The following is a 17,774-nucleotide window of genomic DNA, read 5'->3' on the forward strand; positions in this document are numbered from 1 at the left end:
GAGCGGAGGTGCTTGCGCCTCCGTTGTGCGGCGGCTACCCATCCCGCGCCGGCTCACACATGAGAAATTCGGTGGACCGTCGCCCGTCTCCCCGGTGAACTGGACGGCGTGCTGATCGACGAAACGCTCGTACGCCGTCTGCTCGCCGCCCAGTTCCCGCAATGGGCCCATCTTCCCGTCGCCCCGGTGCCGCAGTCCGGCATGGACAACGCCACCTTCCGGCTGGGCGACGAACTGTCCGTGCGGCTGCCGCGCTATGCGCACTGGGTCGGCCAGGTGGAGCGTGAGCACCGCTGGCTGCCGCGGCTCGCGCCGCAGCTGCCGTTGCCCGTGTCGCAACCGCTGGCCAAGGGTGAGCCCGGCGAGGGGTACCCGTACCCGTGGTCCGTCTATCGCTGGCTGGACGGTACGACGGCGACCTCCGACGCCCTGGTGGACCCGGTCCGCACCGCCCTCGATCTCGCCGGGTTCATCACCGCACTCCAGGCCGCCGATGCCACCGGCGGGCCGGGCCCCGAGCAGAGCAACGCGTTCCGGGGCGTGCCCCTCGGCGATCCCCGGGACTCGATCGCCGCGGAGGCCCGGGTGCGGCCCAAGATCGAGGCGTTGAGGGGGACGGGGCTCGTCGACGCCGACGCGGTCGCCGAGGTGTGGGACGCGGCGCTCGCCGCGCCCGCCTGGACGAAGCCACCGGTGTGGATCCACGGCGACCTCGCCGCGGCCAACCTCCTGACCAGCAACGGCAGACTCAGCGCGGTCATCGACTTCGGCACGCTGGCTGTGGCCGACCCGGCAGTGGACCTGTACCCGGCCTGGACCTTCCTGCCCACGCCGGCACGCGACATCTTCCGGGAGGCGGTCGGCGCAGACGACGCCACCTGGGCCCGAGGCCGGGGCTGGGCCCTCGCGGGGTCCCTACCGGTGCCGGAGGACCCGTATTTCCGCGACCACCCACAACGCATTACGGCGGCACTGCACCACCTGGAGCAGATCATCGAGGACTACCGGGGGACGGGTTCCTGACCCAGAGATCCCGTTCCTGATCAATGGCGCCGCTTCCGCCTCAGCCCCAGGGCCACCACCGCCACCACGAGTGCCGCCGCGGTTCCCACCGCCGCTCGTTTCGCCACGGGTACCCCTGCCGCTCGTAGGAGGTCGAGGGGCTCGGTCTCGGGCGGTGTCTCCTTCGCGCCTGCCGTACCCGCACCTGCCGCTGCAGCACCCGCCTCCGACTCCGTCGTACCCTCGCTCCCGGCCGCAGGCCGGTCCGTCGCCGTTGGTTCGCCGATTCGTTGGGCCAGGCAGTCTGAGAACTGGGCGATGAGGCGGTCGCCGACCTCTGCCATTACGCCGCGGCCGAATTGGGCCGGGCGGCCGGTCACCGTCAGGTCCGTTCGTACGGACACGGACGTGGCGCCGTCGCGTTCGGTCAGGGTGCCGGTCACCGTGGCGCGTGCGGTGCCCTGGCCGCGGGTCTCCCTGCCGCTGGCGATCAGCACCATGCGGTGCGCCGTCTCGTCCTGCTCCTCGAAGACGGCGGTGCCCTTGTAGGTGACGGTGATCGGACCCACCTTGACCTTCACCGAACCGGTGACGGTCTTGCCGTCGTAGTCCTCGACGCTCGCCCCGGGCATGCACGGCGCGACCCGTTCGATGTCGAGGAGGGTGCGCCAGGCGTCGTCGACCGGGACCGGCACGGTGAACTCGTGGTTCAGTTCCATGACTTCCTCCACTCCATGAATTCCTCCGACGGGCGTCAGGTCGACGGATGGATGGCCCCGCCGGTGGCCGCCAGCGGGGCTCCGGTACCGCCCCAGCGCAGCGCGACGATCTCCGCGGCGACGGAGACCGCGACCTCCTCAGGGGTGCGGGCGCCTAGGTCGAGTCCGACCGGCGAGCGCAGCCGGGCCAGCTCGGCCTCGGTGAGCCCCGCCTCGACCAGGCGCTTCAGACGGTCGTCGTGCGTACGGCGGCTGCCCATCGCCCCGATGTACGAGGCCGGCCGGCGCAGCGCCTCCTCCAACAGCGGCACATCGAACTTGGGATCGTGGGTCAGGACGCAGATCACCGTGCGCTCGTCGGTCTCGGTGCTGCGCAGATAGCGGTGCGGCCAGTCGACGACCACCTCCACGGCGTCGGGGAACCGCTTGGCCGTGGCGAAGACCGGCCGGGCGTCGCACACCGTGACGCGGTAGCCGAGGAAGCTGCCGATACGGGCGACCGCGGCCGCGTAGTCGATCGCGCCGAACACCAGCATGCGCGGCGGCGGGGCGAAGGAGTGCAGGAAGACGGTGACCGCGTCCTCGCGGCGCTCACCGCGGGGGCCGTAGTGGCGCAACCCCGTGGCCCCGAGGGCGAGTTCACCGCGCGCGTCGGCGGTGACGGCCACGTCCAGACCGGTCGAGCCCAGGGTGCCGGCCACCCTGTCCGGCCAGACGGCGAGGGTGGCGCCGACGGCCGCCGGCCCGTCCGTCACCGTCGCCACGGTCACCGGGCGCCCGGCGGCGACGGAGTCCACGACGTCCGCGAAGGCCGGATCGGTCTCCGGTGTCACGGGCCGGATCAGCAGGGTGATCTCACCGCCGCAGGTGAGACCGACCGCGAAGGCGTCCTCGTCGCTGTAGCCGAAGGTCTCCAGCTGCGGTTCCCCGCTCGCGACGACCTCCTTGGCGAGTTCGAACACCGCGCCCTCGACACAGCCGCCCGACACGCTGCCCACGACCTCGTCGCCGGGCCCCACCGCCATGGCCGCGCCGGGGTCGCGCGGCGCGCTGCGGCTGACGGCGACGACGGTCGCGAGCCCGAAGGGGGACCGCGCCGCATACCACTCACTCAGTGCCGGGAGAATCTCACGCACGATCCGCTCCTTCCACGGGGGCCGGCCGGGCCCCGCGCACCACCGCCGCCAACCGCTCCAGCGCCGCCAGGCTGTGCCCCTCGACAAAGGCGTCAACGCTCGGCAGCGCGGCCGCCATCCCCGCGGCCAGCGGCGCATAACCCGGGCGTGCCTTGCGCGGATTGGCCCAGATCACCCGGTGCGCAAGGCGCCGCAGACGGCGCATCTGCGCCCCGAGCAGTTCCGGGTCGCCGCGCTCCCACCCGTCGGACAGCAGCACCACGACCGCCCCGCGTGCCATGCCGCGCTGCCCCCAGCGATCGAGGAACTCCCGCAGCAGCTCCCCGAGCCGAGTACCCCCGCGCCAGTCGGGCACCGCCTCCGCAAGCGCGGTCATCGCCAGATCCGGGTCGCGGTGCGAGAGCTCGCGGGTCACCCGGGTCAGCCGGGTGCCGATCGTGAACACCTCCGTACGGCTGCCCCGGGTGGCCGCGTGCGCGAACCGCAGCAGCGCGTCCGCGTACGGCGCCATCGAACCGCTGATGTCCACGAGCAGCACGATCCGCCGCGGCCGTTCGGCGCGGCGGTGCCGCCGCAGCCGGGCGGGCTCACCGCCGCGCCGCAGCAGCTCCCGCACCGTGCGGTGCGGATCGACCTCCCCGCGCCGGGCGGGCCGGCGGCGCGCACTGCGCCGCACCTCGCCGCGCAGCGCGAACGCGGCCAGCAGACGGCGCAGTTGGGCCCGTTCGACGGGGTCCAGGTCGGCGACATCGCGGTGGCGGAGCACCTCGGACGCGCTGGCGAGTGCGGCCGCCGGCGGCACCTGTCCCTCCTCGCCCCGCGCGGCCGTGCCGGGCGCGGAACCCTCCCGTACGACGAGCCGCAGCCGGGGCGGGGGAGCGGCCGTGGCGCGGCGTCCGGCGGGCGCACGCTCCCCGAAGTACGCGGCGAACACCCGCTCGTACCGCTCCAGGTCGTCCCGCCCGCCGCACAGCGTCAGCCGCCCCGCCCAGTACACGTCCGCCCGCATCCCGGGCCGCAGCTCGTCCACCGCCCCCAGAAAGGCATGCACCCGCTCGGCACTCGCATGGACATCGGCGGCCCGCAGGGCACGCGCAAACCCAAGAAGCACAGCGTCAGCCCGCCCGCCGTCCGGCCCACGCCCGCCGTCCGGCCCACGCCCGCCGTCCGGCTCACGCCCGCTGTCTGACGTGCGCCCGTTGTCCGGGGCGTGCCCCCGGCTGCCGTCGCCCGGCCCGTGCCTGTCGCCCGCCCCGTGCCCGTCGTCCAACCTGTGCCCGTTGTCTGGCGTGTGCCCCCGGCCCCCGTCTTCCGCCCGGCGCCCGTCGTCCGGCCTGCGCCCGTCGTCCGGCCTGCGCCCGTCGTCCGGCGCGCGCCCGTTGTCCGGCGCGTGCCCCTGGCCCCCGTCTTCCGCCCGGCGCCCGTCGTCCGTCCCGCGCCCGTCGTCCGGCGCGCGTCCCCGGCCCCCACCGTCCATCCCCCGCCCGTCCCCACGCCCCCGCCCCCCGTCGTCGGCCCACCGTGCGCCCTCGGCCATGTCGCTCACGCCCCCCGCGCCGCGAGGACCGACGCCAGATCGAGGCCTCGTGCCCGTTCGGCGTCCTCGCGGTACTTCAGGACCGAACCGAGCGTCGCCACCGCGAGCTCCGCGTCCACCTCGGTCGCACCGAGTGCGTCCAGGGCCTCGGCCCAGTCGATCGTCTCGGCGACCCCCGGCGGTTTGAGCAGCTCCTGCGACCGCAGGGCCTGCACCAGCGCGGTCACCTGCTCCGCAAGCCGCGCCGACACACCGGGCAACCTCCGCCGTACGATGGCCAGTTCGCGGGCGAAGCCGGGGTGGTCGAACCAGTGGTACAGACAGCGCCGCTTGAGCGCGTCGTGCACCTCGCGGGTGCGGTTGGAGGTCAGCACCACCACGGGAGGCACCTCGGCGCGCAGGGTGCCCAGCTCCGGGATCGTGACCGAGAACTCCGACAGCAGCTCCAGCAGGAACGCCTCGAACTCGTCGTCGGCGCGGTCGATCTCGTCGACGAGGAGCACCGACGGCTGGGTCTCCAGCGCCTTCAGCAGCGGCCGGGCGACCAGGAAGCGCCGGTCGTACAGCTCGCCCTCCAGACGCTCGGCGTCCCTCACCCCGGCCGCCTCCGCGGCCCGCAGATGCAGCAGCTGACGGGGGAAGTCCCAGTCATAGAGCGCCTGCGAGGCGTCGATGCCCTCATGGCACTGCAGCCGGATCAGCGGCGCGCCGAGCGCCTGGGCGAGGGCGGACGCCAGCGCGGTCTTGCCCACGCCCGCGTCGCCCTCGCAGAAGATCGGCCGGTGCAGCCGCAGGGCCAGGAAGCAGGCCGTCGCCAGCCCGTCGTCGACGAGGTAGCCCGTCGCCTCCAGGCGGGTCCGGATCCCCTCCGGACCGTCGACGTCCGCGACCGGGTCCTGCTTGTCGCTGATCGCCGCTCACCCCATTCCGGCGGCGGCCAGGACCGCCCGCCTGGTGAGCACCCGCGCCAGGTGCTCGCGGTACTCGACGGACGCCGACATGTCCTGCGCCGGGCGCGCCCCCTCGGCCGCCGCCTCCGTGGCCCGCGCCACGGACTCGGCGTCCCCGGCACCGACCAGGGCCGCCTCGGCCGCCGCGGCCCGCAGCGGGGTCGAGCCCATGTTGGTCAGGCCGACCCGTGCCTCGGCGATGTGCCCGTCGTCGCGCCGCACGAGCGCGGCCACGCCGACGATCGCGTAGGCCTGGGCCACCCGGTGGAACTTCTCGTAGTGGAAGCCCCAGTCGTCCGCCTTGGGCAACCGCACCTCGACCAGGAGCTCGTCGGGCGCGAGGGCGGTCTGCAGGTAGTCGACGAAGAAGTCACGGGCCGGGATGGTGCGCCGCCCGCCCGGTCCCTGCGCCACCAGCTCACCGTCGAGTGCCAGCACCACCCCGGGCAGGTCCGCGGCCGGGTCGGCGTGCGCGAGCGAGCCGCCGAGGGTGCCCCGGTGGCGTACCGCGGGATCCGCCACGGTCGCCGTCGCGGACGCCAGCAGGGCCGCGTGCCGGCGCACCAGCGGATCGTGGATGACGTCGTGGTGCGTGGTCATCGCGCCGATGACGAGGGTGTCCCCGTCCTCGCGCACCCCGCGCAGCTCGGGGATGCGGCCGACGTCCACGACCAGCTCGGGGAAGGCCAGCCGCAGCCTCAAGAGCGGCAGCAGGCTCTGCCCGCCGGCCAGCACCTTGGCCTCCTCGCCGGCGCCCGCCAGCAGGCCCACCGCCTCGTCGACGCTGTCCGGCCGGGCGTAGTCGAATGCCGGAGGAATCATGCCTGGGCCTCCCTCACCGCTCGCCACACCCGCTCGGGTGTGCAGGGCATACGGATGTCCTGGACCCCCAGGGGGCGCAGCGCGTCCACGATCGCGTTGACCACCGCGGGCGTCGACGCGATGGTCCCGGCCTCGCCGACTCCCTTGACCCCGAGGGGATTGGAGGTGGCGGGCGTCTCGGTCCGCTCGGTCGTGAACTCGGGCAGGTCCGCCGCCGACGGCACGAAGTAGTCGGTCATCGTGCCGGAGACCAGGTTGCCCTCGTCGTCGTAGACGGCCTCCTCGTACAGCGCCTGCGCGATGCCCTGCGCGAGACCGCCGTGCACCTGCCCCTCGACGATCATCGGGTTGATGACCTTGCCGACGTCGTCGACGCAGACGTAGGAGCGGATGTGTGTCTGTCCCGTCTCGGTGTCCACCTCGACGGCGCACAGATGGGTGCCGTGGGGGTAGGAGAAGTTGTCCGGGTCGATCAGATGCTCGGCGTTGATGGTGGGCTCGAAGCCGTCCGGCAGGTCGTGCGAGGTGAACGTCTCGAAGGCGACCTCCTGGATCGTCTTGCGGGCGTCCGGGGAGCCCTTGACGGAGAACACACCGTCCGAGAAGTCCAGGTCCTGCTCGCTGGCTTCGAGGAGGTGGGCGGCCACCTTCCGCGCCTTGGCGACGACCTTCTCGGCGGCGCTGTGGACGGCGGTCCCGCCCACCACGAGCGACCGCGAGCCGTAGGTGTCCATGCCCTGCGGGGACGCCTTGGTGTCGCCGTGCACCACCTCGACGTCCTCGAACGGCACGCCCAGCACATCGGCGGCGATCTGGCTCCAGCAGGTCACATGGCCCTGTCCGTGCGGGCTGGTGCCGGTGACCACCTCGACCTTGCCGGTGGGCAGCATGCGGATGCTCGCCGCCTCCCAGCCGCCGGCCGCGTACCGCAGGTCCCGCAGCACCCGGCTCGGCGCGAGCCCGCACATCTCGGTGTACGTCGACACACCGATGCCGAGGCGGACGGAGTCCCCGCGGCGGTTGCGGTCCGCCTGCTCCGCCCGCAGCTTGTCGTAGTCGAACAGCGAGAGGGCCTTGTCCGTGGCGGCCTCGTAGTTGCCGCTGTCGTAGGTCAGACCCGCGATCGAGGTGTACGGGAACTCCTCGTGCCCGATCCAGTTGCGGCGCCGCAACTCCACCGGATCCAGGCCGAGTTCGACGGCCAGGTCGTCCATGATCCGTTCGATGGCGTACGTCGCCTCGGGGCGCCCCGCGCCGCGGTAGGCGTCCGTCGGCGTCCTGGTCGTGAAGACGCCGGTGCAGGTGAAGTCGTAGGAGTCCATCTTGTAGATCGCCGGGTACATGAAGGCGCCCAGGATCGGGATGCCCGGGGTGACGAGCATCAGGTAGGCGCCCATGTCGACCAGCAGGTCGACCTTGAGGCCGAGCAGCTTGCCGTCGCGGTTCGCGGCGATCTCGATGTCCTGGATCATGCCGCGGCCGTGGTGGGTGGCCAGATAGCCCTCGGAACGGGACTCGGTCCACTTCACCGGGCGGCCGATCCTCCGCGCGACCGCGAGCGCGAGGGCCTCCTCGCCGTACACCTGCAACTTGGAGCCGAAACCGCCGCCGACGTCGGGGGCGACGACCCGGATCTTGTGCTCGGGGATGCCGGTGACGACCGCCATCATGACGCGCACGATGTGCGGGACCTGGGTGGAGGAGTACAGCGTGTACTCCCCGGACGCGGCGAGCGGCGTGACGACCACCGCGCGCGGCTCCATCGCGTTGGGGATGAGCCGCTGGTGGTGGTAGCGGCGGGTGAGGGTGACCTCGGCACGCTCCCGTACGGAGTCGAACGCTTCGCCGGTCTTCAGGGGCCACACGTAGCAGCTGTTGGTGCCCTTGTCGGAGTGGACCAGCGGGGAGTCCTGAGCGAGCGCGGCCTCCAGGTCCAGGACCGGGGGCAGCGGCTCGTAGTCGACCTCGATCGCCTCCAGGGCGTCGGCGGCCGCATAGCGGTCGCGGGCCACCACGAGCGCGACCGGGTCGCCCGCGTGGCGCACCTCGTCCACGGCGATCGGCGGGTGGTCCGGCAGCACGATGTCCTCGGTCACCGGCCAGGCGCAGGGCAGCGAACCCAGCCCCTCGGCCAGGTCGGCGCCGCTGAACGCCGCGATGACACCGGGGCGTTCGAGGGCCGGGGAGACATCGACGCGGGTGATGCGGGCGTGCGCCATCGGGCTGCGCAGGATCGCCATGTGGAGCAGTCCGTTGACGCTGATGTTGTCGGTCCAGTTGGTCTGCCCGGTGATCAGCCGGGCGTCCTCCTTGCGGGGCCGGGCCCGGCCGACCTCGCGCTCGGTGGCCTGGTCGGTCATGCCGACACCTCCTGCTCGGAGGCCGCCTGGACGGCTTGGACGATGTTCTGGTAGCCGGTGCAGCGGCACAGGTTGCCCTCGAGGGCGTGACGGATCTCGTCCGCGGTGGGATGCGGGTGCTCGCGCAGCAGATCACGGGCGGCCATCAGCATGCCCGGCGTGCAGTAGCCGCACTGCAGGGCGTGCTTCTCGTGGAAGGCCCGCTGCAGGCCGGACAGCTCCCCGTCCCGGGCCAGCCCCTCGACCGTGGTCACCTCACCGCCGTCCGCCTGGACCGCGAGGACCGAGCAGCTCTTGACGCTGACACCGTCCAACTCGACCGTGCACGCCCCGCAGTTCGAGGTGTCACAGCCGATCGGAGTGCCGGTCAGGCCGAGTCGGTCGCGCAGGTAGTGGATCAGCAGGAGACGAGGTTCCACCTCGTCCTGGTACGTCGTGCCGTCCACCTTCACCGAGATACGGGTCATGAGCCCTCCCAGGACCACGGGACGTGATGTAGGTCACTGTAGGGCCGCCGGAGGGAGGCGGCGAGTGCTGTGACCGAGGTTCGTTGAGCGTTAATCCATTGCCGTCGCGGGTGCGGCTCTGCTGCACTGCTCGGGACGCAGACACAGAGGAAGCAGGGAGCAGCAATGCGCACATCGCTCATGTCCACCCAGGAAGGAACGCCCCCCTCTTCGAAGGACATGACGCTTCGTGCATCTGCTCAACCTAGGCATCCTCGCGCACGTCGACGCAGGTAAGACCAGTCTCACCGAGCGGCTGCTGCACACCGTCGGGATCACCGACGAGATCGGCAGCGTCGACGCCGGCAGCACCCGCACCGACACCCTCGCGCTGGAACGCCGGCGCGGCATCACCATCAAGTCCGCGGTCGTCTCGTTCGCGATCGACGACGTCACGGTCAACCTCATCGACACCCCCGGCCACCCCGACTTCATCGCCGAGGTGGAGCGGGTGCTCGGCGTGCTCGACGGCGCCGTCCTGGTGGTCTCGGCCGTCGAGGGGGTCCAGGCACAGACCCGGATCCTGATGCGGACCCTGCAGCGGCTGCACATCCCGACCCTGCTGTTCGTCAACAAGATCGACCGCCGCGGCGCCGACATCGACGGCGTACTGCGCGCGATCTCCCAGCGGCTCACACCGGCGGTCGTGCCGATGGGGACGACGGGCGCGGCGGGGACGCGTGACGCCTGGTTCCGGCCGGGGCTCGACGCGGGGGTGCTCGATGTGCTGGCGGAGCATGACGACGAGCTGCTCACCGCTTGGGTGGAGGGCAGTGCCATGTCACATACCACTCTGCGCGCGGCCCTGACCGCCCAGACCCGCCAGGCCCTCGTCCACCCCGTCTACTTCGGCTCCGCCATCACCGGCGCCGGAGTGGACGCCCTGGTCACCGGCCTGAAGGAACTTCTGCCCCCGGCCGACGGCGACCCCGACGGGCCGGTCTCCGGCACCGTCTTCAAGGTCGAACGCGGCCCGGCGGGGGAGAAGGTGGCGTACGCGCGGATGTTCTCCGGGACCCTGCGCACCCGCGACCGTATCCCCGTCTCGGACGGCGGTCAGGAGGGCAGGATCACCGCGATCAGCGTCTTCGACCAGGGCACCGACGCCCGCGCCGACGCCGTCCCGGCCGGCCGGATCGCCCGGCTGTGGGGCCTCGCCGACGTCAGGATCGGCGACGCGCTCGGGGAGCCCCGCAAGGCGTACGAGCACTTCTTCGCGCCGCCGACGCTGGAGACGGTCGTCGTTCCGGGGCCCGGCACGGACGGCAGGAGGCTCCATCTCGCGCTCACCCGGCTCGCCGAGCAGGACCCGCTGATCGACCTGCGCCACGACGAGGTGCGCCAGGAGACCGCCGTGTCGCTCTACGGCGAGGTGCAGAAGGAGGTCGTGCAGGCCACGCTCGCCGAGGAGTTCGGTCTCGAGGTCACCTTCCGCGAGACCACGACGATCTGTATCGAGCGGCCGGCCGGCTCGGGGGCGGCGGTCGAGTTCAACAAGAAGGACGACAACCCCTTCCTGGCCACGGTCGGTCTGCGTGTGGACCCCGCGCCGATCGGCTCCGGCATCGGCTTCCGGCTGGAGGTGGAGCTCGGCTCGATGCCGTACGCCTTCTTCAAGGCCGTCGAGGACACCGTCCGGGAGACCCTCGGCCAGGGCCTGCACGGCTGGCAGGTCGCCGACTGCGTGGTCACGATGACCCACTCCGGCTACTCGCCCCGCCAGAGCCATGCCCACCAGGGCTTCGACAAGAGCATGTCGAGCACCGGCGCGGACTTCCGCGGGGTGACCCCGCTGGTCCTGGTCGAGGCGCTGCGCCGGGCGGGCACGCGGGTGTACGAGCCCATGCACCGCTTCCGGCTGGAGGCCCCGGCCGACACGCTCGGCGCACTGCTGCCGGTGCTGGCCGCGCTGCGGGCCGTGGCGCGGACGACCGAGACACGGGGCGCAGGCTGCGTACTGGAGGGCGACGTGCCCGCGGGCCGGGTGCACGAACTGGAGCAGCGGCTGCCCGGGCTCACGCGTGGCGAGGGCGAGCTGGAGAGCGCCTTCGACCACTACGCACCGGTCACGCACGGAAGGCTGCCCGAACGCCCGCGCACCGACCACAACCCGCTCAACCGCAAGGAGTACCTGCTGAACGTCACGCGTCGCGTGGGGAGTTGAGCCGGGCGGTACGCCCGCATCTCGGACGGGGCGCGCCCGTGCAGCGCGAACGGCGCCGGCCTGCATGGTCCGGCGCCGTCCGTGCGGGCGGCCCGGTTCAGTTCGTGGACGGGCCCGTCCAGTCGCTCTGTACGTGGCCGAGCCGTACCCGTTGCGGATGATCGCCCACGGGGACGGACGTGACCTTCTCGCCGGTGGCGAAGTCGATGGCGGTGACCTGGTCGGCGCCGCTCTCCGAGACGATGCAGTCCTTGCCGTCGCCGCTGACCGTGGCCCAGTAGGGCTTGGAGGCGGTGACCAGCGGACCCTCCTGGAGCGTGGCGCGGTCGACGACGGTCGCGTAGTCGTCCATCGTGCCCGCGACACACAGCCTGGTGCCGGACGGGTTCATCGAAATGCCGTGGTGGCGCGAGTCGTTGACCCAGGTGGTGCGATCCGTACTGGTCGCCGGGTTCTTCGGCAGCGTCTTCATCCGGGTGATCTTGTCGGAGGCGACGTCGTACTCGAAGAAGCCGTTGAAGAAGGACACCTGGAAGTAGAGCTTCGACTCGTCGGGTGCGAAGACGGCCGGGCGGACGGCGTCGGAGAAGTCCTTCAGGCCGAACGCGTCGAGCCGCTCGCGCATGTCGATGACCTTGACCTGCTTGTACGTCGTCGCGTCCACGACGGTGATGTGCCGGTCGCCCTTGGTCCAGTCCCAACCCGGGTCGTCGAGGGCGGTGTTGACGTCCCCGATGGACATGTTCCAGATGTACTTGCCGTCCTTGGTGAAGATGTTCTCGTGCGGCTTGTCGCCGGTCTTGAACGAGCCCAGCTGCTTGCCGGTGACGATGTCCAGCACATGCACGGTGTTCGAGAGCGAGGCGGACACCGCCACCCGCGTCCCGTCGGGGGAGACGGCCATGTGGTCGGAGCGGTAACCCGACACGGGGAAGCGCCAGTTGACGCTGCCGGTGGCGAGGTCGACGGAGACGACGTCGGCGAAGCTCGGCCGCGAGACCACGACCGACCTGCCGTCCGGGGTGGAGTACATGTCGTCCACGAACTGGTCGTGGCCCTCGCCGACGCCGTTGCGGATCGCCATGAAGTAGATCCACTTGATCGGGTCGGCGTTGATCTCGGCCATCCGCTGGTCCTTGTCGGGGATGACGTCGAGATGGCCGACCTTCGCGAAGTCGCCGGTGGACTTGATGACATCGGCGGTGCCGTCCCAGTTGTTGCCGACGAACATCACCTCGCGCAGGGCGGCGGGGGAGGTGTCGTCGGCGGTGGCGGCGGTCGCGGGCGCGGTGACGGTCAGGGCGAGGGCGGCGGCTACGGAGCAAAGGTGCCTGGGTCTGAGTGCAGGCATGAGTGCTCTCTCCTCTGGGTGGTGTGATGAGGACATGCCAATCCAGGGGCAATGCACAGGCGCAGGAATCTGAAAACAATCGCCTTCAGAATCCTACTTACTGGAAAGTAAGGAACGGGCGCCCTTCTCCACAAGACTGCGTACACGACAAACTTGGCGGATCGGGTGACGAGGGAGGTTCAGTGGCGGGCAGGCTCAAGGCGCCCACCGGGCGCTACGGCGGCAAGACCGCGGCGGAACGACAGGCCGACCGGCGCAGGAGATTCCTGGACGCCGCGCTCGAACTCTTCGGCGCCGACCCCGGCTACCGGGCCACCACGGTCGCGGCCCTGAGCGAGGCTGCGGGCCTGTCGACGCGACAGTTCTACGAGGAGTTCCGCACCCTCGAGGATGTGCTGGCCGCGCTGCACCTCCAGGTCAACGACTGGGCCCAGGAGGCGGTCCTGGCCGCGTTCGCCGAGGTGCAGGGGCTGCCGCTCGCCGAACGCGTCGCCGGGATCTTCCGTGCCTACGCCGCGAACGTCACCGGCGATCCACGCCGGATCAGGATCACCTTCGTGGAGATCATCGGCGTGAGCCCACGCCTCGAACAACAGCGCCTCGCCCGACGCTCCGGCTGGGTCGACCTCATCTGCAGCGAGGCCGACGCCGCCGCATCCCGGGGCGAAGCGGCCCCCCGCGACTACCGCATCGCCGCAACCGCCTTCATCGGCAGCGTCAACGGCCTGCTCCACGACTGGAGCGCGGGGTGGGTGGACGCGACGTTGGACGAGGTGGTGGAGGAACTGGTGCGGCAACTGCTGGCGATATTGCGGCCGGTGGGGTGGGAGGAGAGGGGCGACGGGCTCAACGTCTAGCCGCGCGCTTCCTTCCCCTTGACCGTGCCGTCCACTGCCGCCAGGACCGGGGAGACCCCGTCCTCGTCGCGGATGAGGGTGCTCAGCTTTGTCGCGCGGTGGGCGAAGGCCGGGTCGCGGGTGGCTCGCACGAGGGTCGTGGCCAAGGCGTCGGGGGTGAGGTGGCGCAGGGGGAGGGAGCGGGGGGCGACGCCCAGGGTGACCAGGCGGGTGGACCAGAAGGCCTCGTCGAACTGGATCGGGACCGGTACGGCGGGCACCCCGGCGCGCAGGCCCGCGGCCGTGGTGCCCGCGCCCGCGTGATGGACCACGGCGGCCATGCGGGGGAACAGTGCGGAGTGCGGGACCTCGTCGATGGTCAGCATGTCGTCGCCGGAGGCCTCGAGTCCGGCCCAGCCCCGCTGGATCACACCGCGCAGCCCGGCCCGCCGCAGTGCACGCACGATGTGGGAGCCGAGCCGCTCGGGCCGGGGCACGGTCGCACTGCCCAGGCCGACGTAGACCGGTGGTGGCCCTGCGGCCAGGAAGTCCCTCAGCAGCGGGGGGAGTTGGGCGTCGCCGTCGTAGGGCCACCAGTAGCCGGTCACCGACAGATTCGACCGCCAGTCGCGCGGCCGTGGCACCACGTGTGGGCTGAAGCCGTGCAGCACCGGCCGCCGCTGCCGTTCGCGGGCCCGCCATGCCGCGACCGCATGAGTGCGGGGCAGCCCCAGCCGCTCCCGCAGCGCGGGCACCGCCCCGGCGAAGACGAGCTCCACGGCCAGGCTCACCCCGTGCCCCGCGAGGCGGTTACCGGCCGCCCCCAGTGAGCGAGCCCCCAGCATGGGCGGCCCGAACTCCCGTGTTGGGGCCAGTGGTTGAAGCGGCAGATCGAGATACGGCAGCGACAGTCCCTCGGCGATGGTGTGCCCGAGCGGACCCACGGAGCCGGACAGCAGCAGCATGTCGCTCGACCGGGCGGCCGCCACCAGATCGTCGGTCATCCGCCCGACCAGCGCCCGCGCCAGCGCGACCACCCGCACCAGCTTTCCCGCGCCGGTCGCGCTGCGGTGCAGCCCGCGCCCGCGGGCGGACTCCAACTCGGCCCGGGGATCCACCGGAAGAGGATGGAAGCGCACCCCCGACCCCGCCACCAGCGGCTCGAATCGGGCATGGGTGACCAGGGTGACCTCGTGACCGGCCCGGGCGAGCCCGTACCCGAGTCCGGTGTACGGGGCGACGTCCCCCCGGGATCCCGCCGTCATGATCGCTACGCGCACGACGGCCAGTATGGCGCCGAGGAGCCGCACCCGGCGAGAACGACCCGTACGGAACGGCGACTTCACGCCGGTCGCACCCGTTGACTCCGGTTTCCCCGCGGCTCTACTTTCGGCGCGCAACACGTTCGGAACACCGATCGATATTCGATATACCGAACACTACGAGTCCTTCAAGGAGCCGCATGTTCCCCCCTCCGCGCTCGACCCGCAGAGGTCTCGTACGCCGCTGCAGAGCCGCCGCCGTACGACTCCTCACCCTCGCTCTCACCGTGTCCGCCGCACTCCTCTTCGCCGCGCCCGCACCCGCGCAAGCGGCGACGAGCCGTCAGATCGCGGTCCCCACCGCCCCCATGGGCTGGGCCTCCTGGAACAGCTTCGCCGCCAAGATCGACTACGGCGTCATCAAGCAGCAGGTGGACGCCTTCGTCGCGGCGGGGCTGCCGGCGGCCGGATACAAGTACATCAACATCGACGAGGGCTGGTGGCAGGGCACCCGCGACAGCGCGGGCAACATCACCGTCGACGAGTCGGAGTGGCCCGGTGGCATGAGCGCCATCGCCGACTACATCCACAGCAAGGGCCTCAAGGCCGGCATCTACACCGACGCCGGCAAGGACGGCTGCGGCTACTACTACCCGACCGGCCGACCCGCCGCCCCGGGCAGCGGCAGCGAAGGCCACTACAACCAGGACATGCTGCAGTTCTCCACATGGGGCTTCGACTTCGTCAAGGTCGACTGGTGCGGCGGCGACGCCGAAGGACTCGACGCCGCGACGACGTACCGATCGATCAGCGGCGCGGTCGCGAGGGCGTCGGCCACCACCGGCCGCCCGCTCACCCTGTCGATCTGCAACTGGGGCAAGCAGAACCCCTGGAACTGGGCGCCGGGCCAGGCCCCGATGTGGCGGACCAGCACTGACATCATCTACTACGGCGACTCGCCTTCGATGACCAACCTGCTGTCCAACTTCGACCAGACCCTGCACCCGCTCGCCCAGCACACCGGCTACTACAACGACCCCGACATGCTGATGGTCGGCATGAACGGCTTCACCGCCGTCCAGAACCGCACCCATATGAACCTGTGGGCGATCTCCGGCGCCCCGCTCCTCGCCGGCAACGACCTCACCACGATGACGAGCGAGACCGCGGGCATCCTCAAGAACCCCGAGGTCGTCGCCGTCGACCAGGACCCGCGCGGCCTCCAGGGCGTGAAGGTCGCCGAGGACACGAGCGGACTGCAGGTGTACGGCAAGGTGCTCGCCGGTACCGGCAATCGCGCCGTCGTCCTGCTCAACCGCACCTCCTCCGCCCACGACATCACCGTCCGCTGGTCCGACCTCGGCCTGACCGACGCGCCGGCGGCCGTGCGTGACCTGTGGGCGCGCGCCAACGCCGGTTCCCACGTCACCGGTTACACGACGAGCGTCCCGGCGGGCGGCTCGGTGCTGCTCACCGTCACCGGCGGCACGGAGGCACCGAGCAGCAGCTACACGGGCACGTCGAGCTTCTCCGGTGTGGTCGCCGGGAGCACCGGCGTCAAGGTCGTGGATGTCGCCTACACCAACGACACGAGCAGTACCCGCACCGCGACCCTCAAGGTCGACGGCCAGGGCGCGACGACGGTGGCCTTCCCGCCCACCGGCTCCTCGCAGGGCACGGTCTCGGTCATGGTCGGCCTGGCCAAGGGATCCTCCAACACGCTGTCGTTCTCCGGCGCGCCCACCCTGGCCGGCATCACGGTCCGCCCGCTGCCGGGAGCGAACGGCAGCCAGGTCGTCGGCGCCCAGTCCGGACGCTGCCTCGACATCGACGACAACACCGTCACCAACGGCACCCAGGCCCAGCTGTGGGACTGCAACGGCGGCCAGAACCAGGCATGGACGTACACCTCCCGCAAGGAGTTCGTGCTCTACGGCAACAAGTGCCTCGACGCGTACAACCTCGGCACGACCAACGGTACGAAGGTCGTGATCTGGGACTGCAACGGCCAGGACAACCAGAAGTGGACCGTCAACGGCGACGGCACGATCACCAATGTCCACGCCGGGCTCTGCCTGGACGCGTATGACAACGGCACGGCCAACGGCAGCAAGCTGGTGCTGTGGAGCTGCAACGGCCAGAGCAACCAGAAGTGGACGTTGTCGTAGTGGCTGCCTAGGCGGGCGGAAACACCAGGAGTCCGACGGCCACGACCGCCGCGCACGCCAGCAGCCAGCCGGCCAGTAGGCGGCGCCGCAGGGCGCGGTAGGTCTTCTCGTACTCGCCCCGGACCTCGGCGGCACGCTCCGCGGTGTGCTGCCACGAGGCGCGGGCGAGTGCGAGGTACTCCCTCTCGAACCGGCGCTCCACCTCCTCGCGCCGGTCCTGGGGCAGCCAGTCGAAGGGGGCGCTGAACCGCGCCGCGGCCGTACGGCCCTCCTCACGTGTGGCGGCGATCAGCAGATGCCCCTCGATCTCGTTGAGGAGCACCTGGGCGTCCTCACTGCTCATGGCGCGGTCAACTCCCTCTCCGGAGCCGGTCCTTGGAGGTGGTGCAGGTCGAACGCCGGGGATTCGCTGCGGATCCGCGGCAGGGTGAGGAAGTTGTGGCGCGGCGGCGGGCAGGACGTGGCCCACTCCAGCGAGCGGCCGTAACCCCACGGGTCGTCGGCCTCTACCTTCTCGCCGTACTTCGCGGTCTTCCAGACGTTGTAGAGGAAGGGCAGCAGCGACGATCCGAGCAGGAACGAGAAGATCGTCGACACCGTGTTGAGCGTCGTCAGCCCTTCCACCGCCAGATAGTCGGGAATACGCCGCTGCATGCCGTTCGCGCCCAGCCAGTGCTGGACCAGGAACGTGCCGTGGAAGCCGATGAACAGCGTCCAGAAGGTGAGCTTGCCGAGGCGCTCGTCGAGCATCCTGCCGGTGAACTTGGGCCACCAGAAGTGGAAGCCGGAGAACATCGCGAAGACGACCGTGCCGAAGACGACGTAGTGGAAGTGCGCCACCACGAAGTACGAGTCCGAGAGATGGAAGTCGATCGGGGGAGAGGCGAGCATCACGCCCGTCAGACCGCCGAACAGGAACGTCACGAGAAAGCCGGTGGCCCAGAGCATCGGGGTCTCGAAA

At 71.3% G+C, this 17,774-nt stretch carries 15 protein-coding genes; 4 read left to right on the plus strand and 11 right to left on the minus strand.

Features of this window, described 5'->3' with window-relative positions; genetic code table 11:
- The first annotated feature begins 108 nt into the window (after nucleotides 1–108).
- Entirely contained in the window at nucleotides 109–1,023 is a 915-nt protein-coding gene (locus MQN93_RS21335) for an aminoglycoside phosphotransferase family protein (RefSeq protein ID WP_242710810.1), read from the plus strand.
- A gap of 20 nt (nucleotides 1,024–1,043) precedes the next feature.
- On the opposite strand, the gene MQN93_RS21340 is transcribed toward MQN93_RS21335, so the two are convergent.
- The 7 genes from MQN93_RS21340 to MQN93_RS21370 form a co-directional block, all read right to left on the minus strand.
- On the minus strand, nucleotides 1,044–1,721 hold the full coding sequence (locus MQN93_RS21340) for an SRPBCC family protein (protein ID WP_242710811.1): 678 nt from the start codon (nucleotides 1,719–1,721) through the stop codon (nucleotides 1,044–1,046).
- Between the two features lie 35 nt (nucleotides 1,722–1,756).
- A complete protein-coding gene (locus MQN93_RS21345) occupies nucleotides 1,757–2,857 on the minus strand; it encodes an XdhC family protein (protein WP_016430691.1) in 1,101 nt (366 codons plus the stop codon).
- A complete protein-coding gene (locus MQN93_RS21350) occupies nucleotides 2,850–3,968 on the minus strand; it encodes a vWA domain-containing protein (RefSeq protein WP_308404359.1) in 1,119 nt (372 codons plus the stop codon). Before MQN93_RS21350 ends, MQN93_RS21345 begins: the two co-directional genes overlap by 8 nt.
- A 431-nt stretch (nucleotides 3,969–4,399) precedes the next feature.
- Nucleotides 4,400–5,257 carry an AAA family ATPase gene (locus MQN93_RS21355; RefSeq protein WP_037779961.1) on the minus strand — a complete coding sequence of 286 codons (858 nt, stop codon included), beginning with the start codon at nucleotides 5,255–5,257 and terminating at the stop codon, nucleotides 4,400–4,402.
- Between the two features lie 54 nt (nucleotides 5,258–5,311).
- The gene (locus MQN93_RS21360; RefSeq protein ID WP_242710813.1) at nucleotides 5,312–6,166 is read right to left on the minus strand and encodes an FAD binding domain-containing protein; all 855 of its coding nucleotides are present in this window, start codon (nucleotides 6,164–6,166) and stop codon (nucleotides 5,312–5,314) included.
- Nucleotides 6,163–8,526, minus strand: a complete 2,364-nt coding sequence (locus MQN93_RS21365; RefSeq protein WP_242710814.1) for a xanthine dehydrogenase family protein molybdopterin-binding subunit — start codon at nucleotides 8,524–8,526, stop codon at nucleotides 6,163–6,165. Before MQN93_RS21365 ends, MQN93_RS21360 begins: the two co-directional genes overlap by 4 nt.
- Entirely contained in the window at nucleotides 8,523–8,993 is a 471-nt protein-coding gene (locus tag MQN93_RS21370) for a (2Fe-2S)-binding protein (RefSeq protein WP_016430686.1), read from the minus strand. Before MQN93_RS21370 ends, MQN93_RS21365 begins: the two co-directional genes overlap by 4 nt.
- A gap of 229 nt (nucleotides 8,994–9,222) precedes the next feature.
- On the opposite strand from MQN93_RS21370, the gene MQN93_RS21375 reads away from it, so the two are divergent.
- Nucleotides 9,223–11,196, plus strand: coding sequence for an elongation factor G (locus MQN93_RS21375; RefSeq protein ID WP_242710815.1), 1,974 nt, complete (start codon nucleotides 9,223–9,225; stop codon nucleotides 11,194–11,196).
- 97 nt (nucleotides 11,197–11,293) lie between these two features.
- On the opposite strand, the gene MQN93_RS21380 is transcribed toward MQN93_RS21375, so the two are convergent.
- Entirely contained in the window at nucleotides 11,294–12,547 is a 1,254-nt protein-coding gene (locus tag MQN93_RS21380) for a YncE family protein (protein ID WP_242710816.1), read from the minus strand.
- Between the two features lie 182 nt (nucleotides 12,548–12,729).
- On the opposite strand from MQN93_RS21380, the gene MQN93_RS21385 reads away from it, so the two are divergent.
- Nucleotides 12,730–13,404: a TetR/AcrR family transcriptional regulator gene (locus MQN93_RS21385; protein WP_242710817.1), complete on the plus strand. Its 675-nt coding sequence runs from the start codon at nucleotides 12,730–12,732 to the stop codon at nucleotides 13,402–13,404.
- Here the strand turns inward: MQN93_RS21385 and MQN93_RS21390 are convergent.
- A complete protein-coding gene (locus tag MQN93_RS21390) occupies nucleotides 13,401–14,648 on the minus strand; it encodes a glycosyltransferase (protein WP_242710838.1) in 1,248 nt (415 codons plus the stop codon). The genes MQN93_RS21385 and MQN93_RS21390 overlap by 4 nt on opposite strands.
- Before the next feature lie 197 nt (nucleotides 14,649–14,845).
- Here MQN93_RS21390 and MQN93_RS21395 point away from each other — a divergent pair, with 197 nt between their 5' ends.
- The gene (locus MQN93_RS21395) at nucleotides 14,846–16,813 is read left to right on the plus strand and encodes an RICIN domain-containing protein (RefSeq protein ID WP_242710818.1); all 1,968 of its coding nucleotides are present in this window, start codon (nucleotides 14,846–14,848) and stop codon (nucleotides 16,811–16,813) included.
- Nucleotides 16,814–16,820: 7 nt separating this feature from the next.
- Here MQN93_RS21395 and MQN93_RS21400 read toward each other — a convergent pair whose 3' ends face one another.
- Entirely contained in the window at nucleotides 16,821–17,156 is a 336-nt protein-coding gene (locus MQN93_RS21400; RefSeq protein ID WP_242710819.1) for a hypothetical protein, read from the minus strand.
- Nucleotides 17,153–17,774 (minus strand): cytochrome c oxidase subunit I (locus MQN93_RS21405; protein ID WP_242710820.1); only part of this gene is annotated, 622 nt, incomplete at its 5' end. The genes MQN93_RS21400 and MQN93_RS21405, both read right to left, overlap by 4 nt.

Source organism: Streptomyces spinosisporus (assembly GCF_022698145.1).
GTDB lineage: Bacteria > Actinomycetota > Actinomycetes > Streptomycetales > Streptomycetaceae > Streptomyces > Streptomyces spinosisporus.

What these genes read in the sequence shown, in the direction of transcription:
- MQN93_RS21340 (WP_242710811.1), bottom strand. Translation starts at nt 1,721, where the DNA reads ATGGAACTGAACCACGAGTTCACCGTGCCGGTCCCGGTCGACGACGCC.
- MQN93_RS21360 (WP_242710813.1), bottom strand. Translation starts at nt 6,166, where the DNA reads ATGATTCCTCCGGCATTCGACTACGCCCGGCCGGACAGCGTCGACGAG.
- MQN93_RS21365 (WP_242710814.1), bottom strand. Translation starts at nt 8,526, where the DNA reads ATGACCGACCAGGCCACCGAGCGCGAGGTCGGCCGGGCCCGGCCCCGC.
- MQN93_RS21370 (WP_016430686.1), bottom strand. Translation starts at nt 8,993, where the DNA reads ATGACCCGTATCTCGGTGAAGGTGGACGGCACGACGTACCAGGACGAG.
- MQN93_RS21380 (WP_242710816.1), bottom strand. Translation starts at nt 12,547, where the DNA reads ATGCCTGCACTCAGACCCAGGCACCTTTGCTCCGTAGCCGCCGCCCTC.
- MQN93_RS21390 (WP_242710838.1), bottom strand. Translation starts at nt 14,648, where the DNA reads ATGACGGCGGGATCCCGGGGGGACGTCGCCCCGTACACCGGACTCGGG.
- MQN93_RS21395 (WP_242710818.1), top strand. Translation starts at nt 14,846, where the DNA reads ATGTTCCCCCCTCCGCGCTCGACCCGCAGAGGTCTCGTACGCCGCTGC.
- MQN93_RS21400 (WP_242710819.1), bottom strand. Translation starts at nt 17,156, where the DNA reads ATGAGCAGTGAGGACGCCCAGGTGCTCCTCAACGAGATCGAGGGGCAT.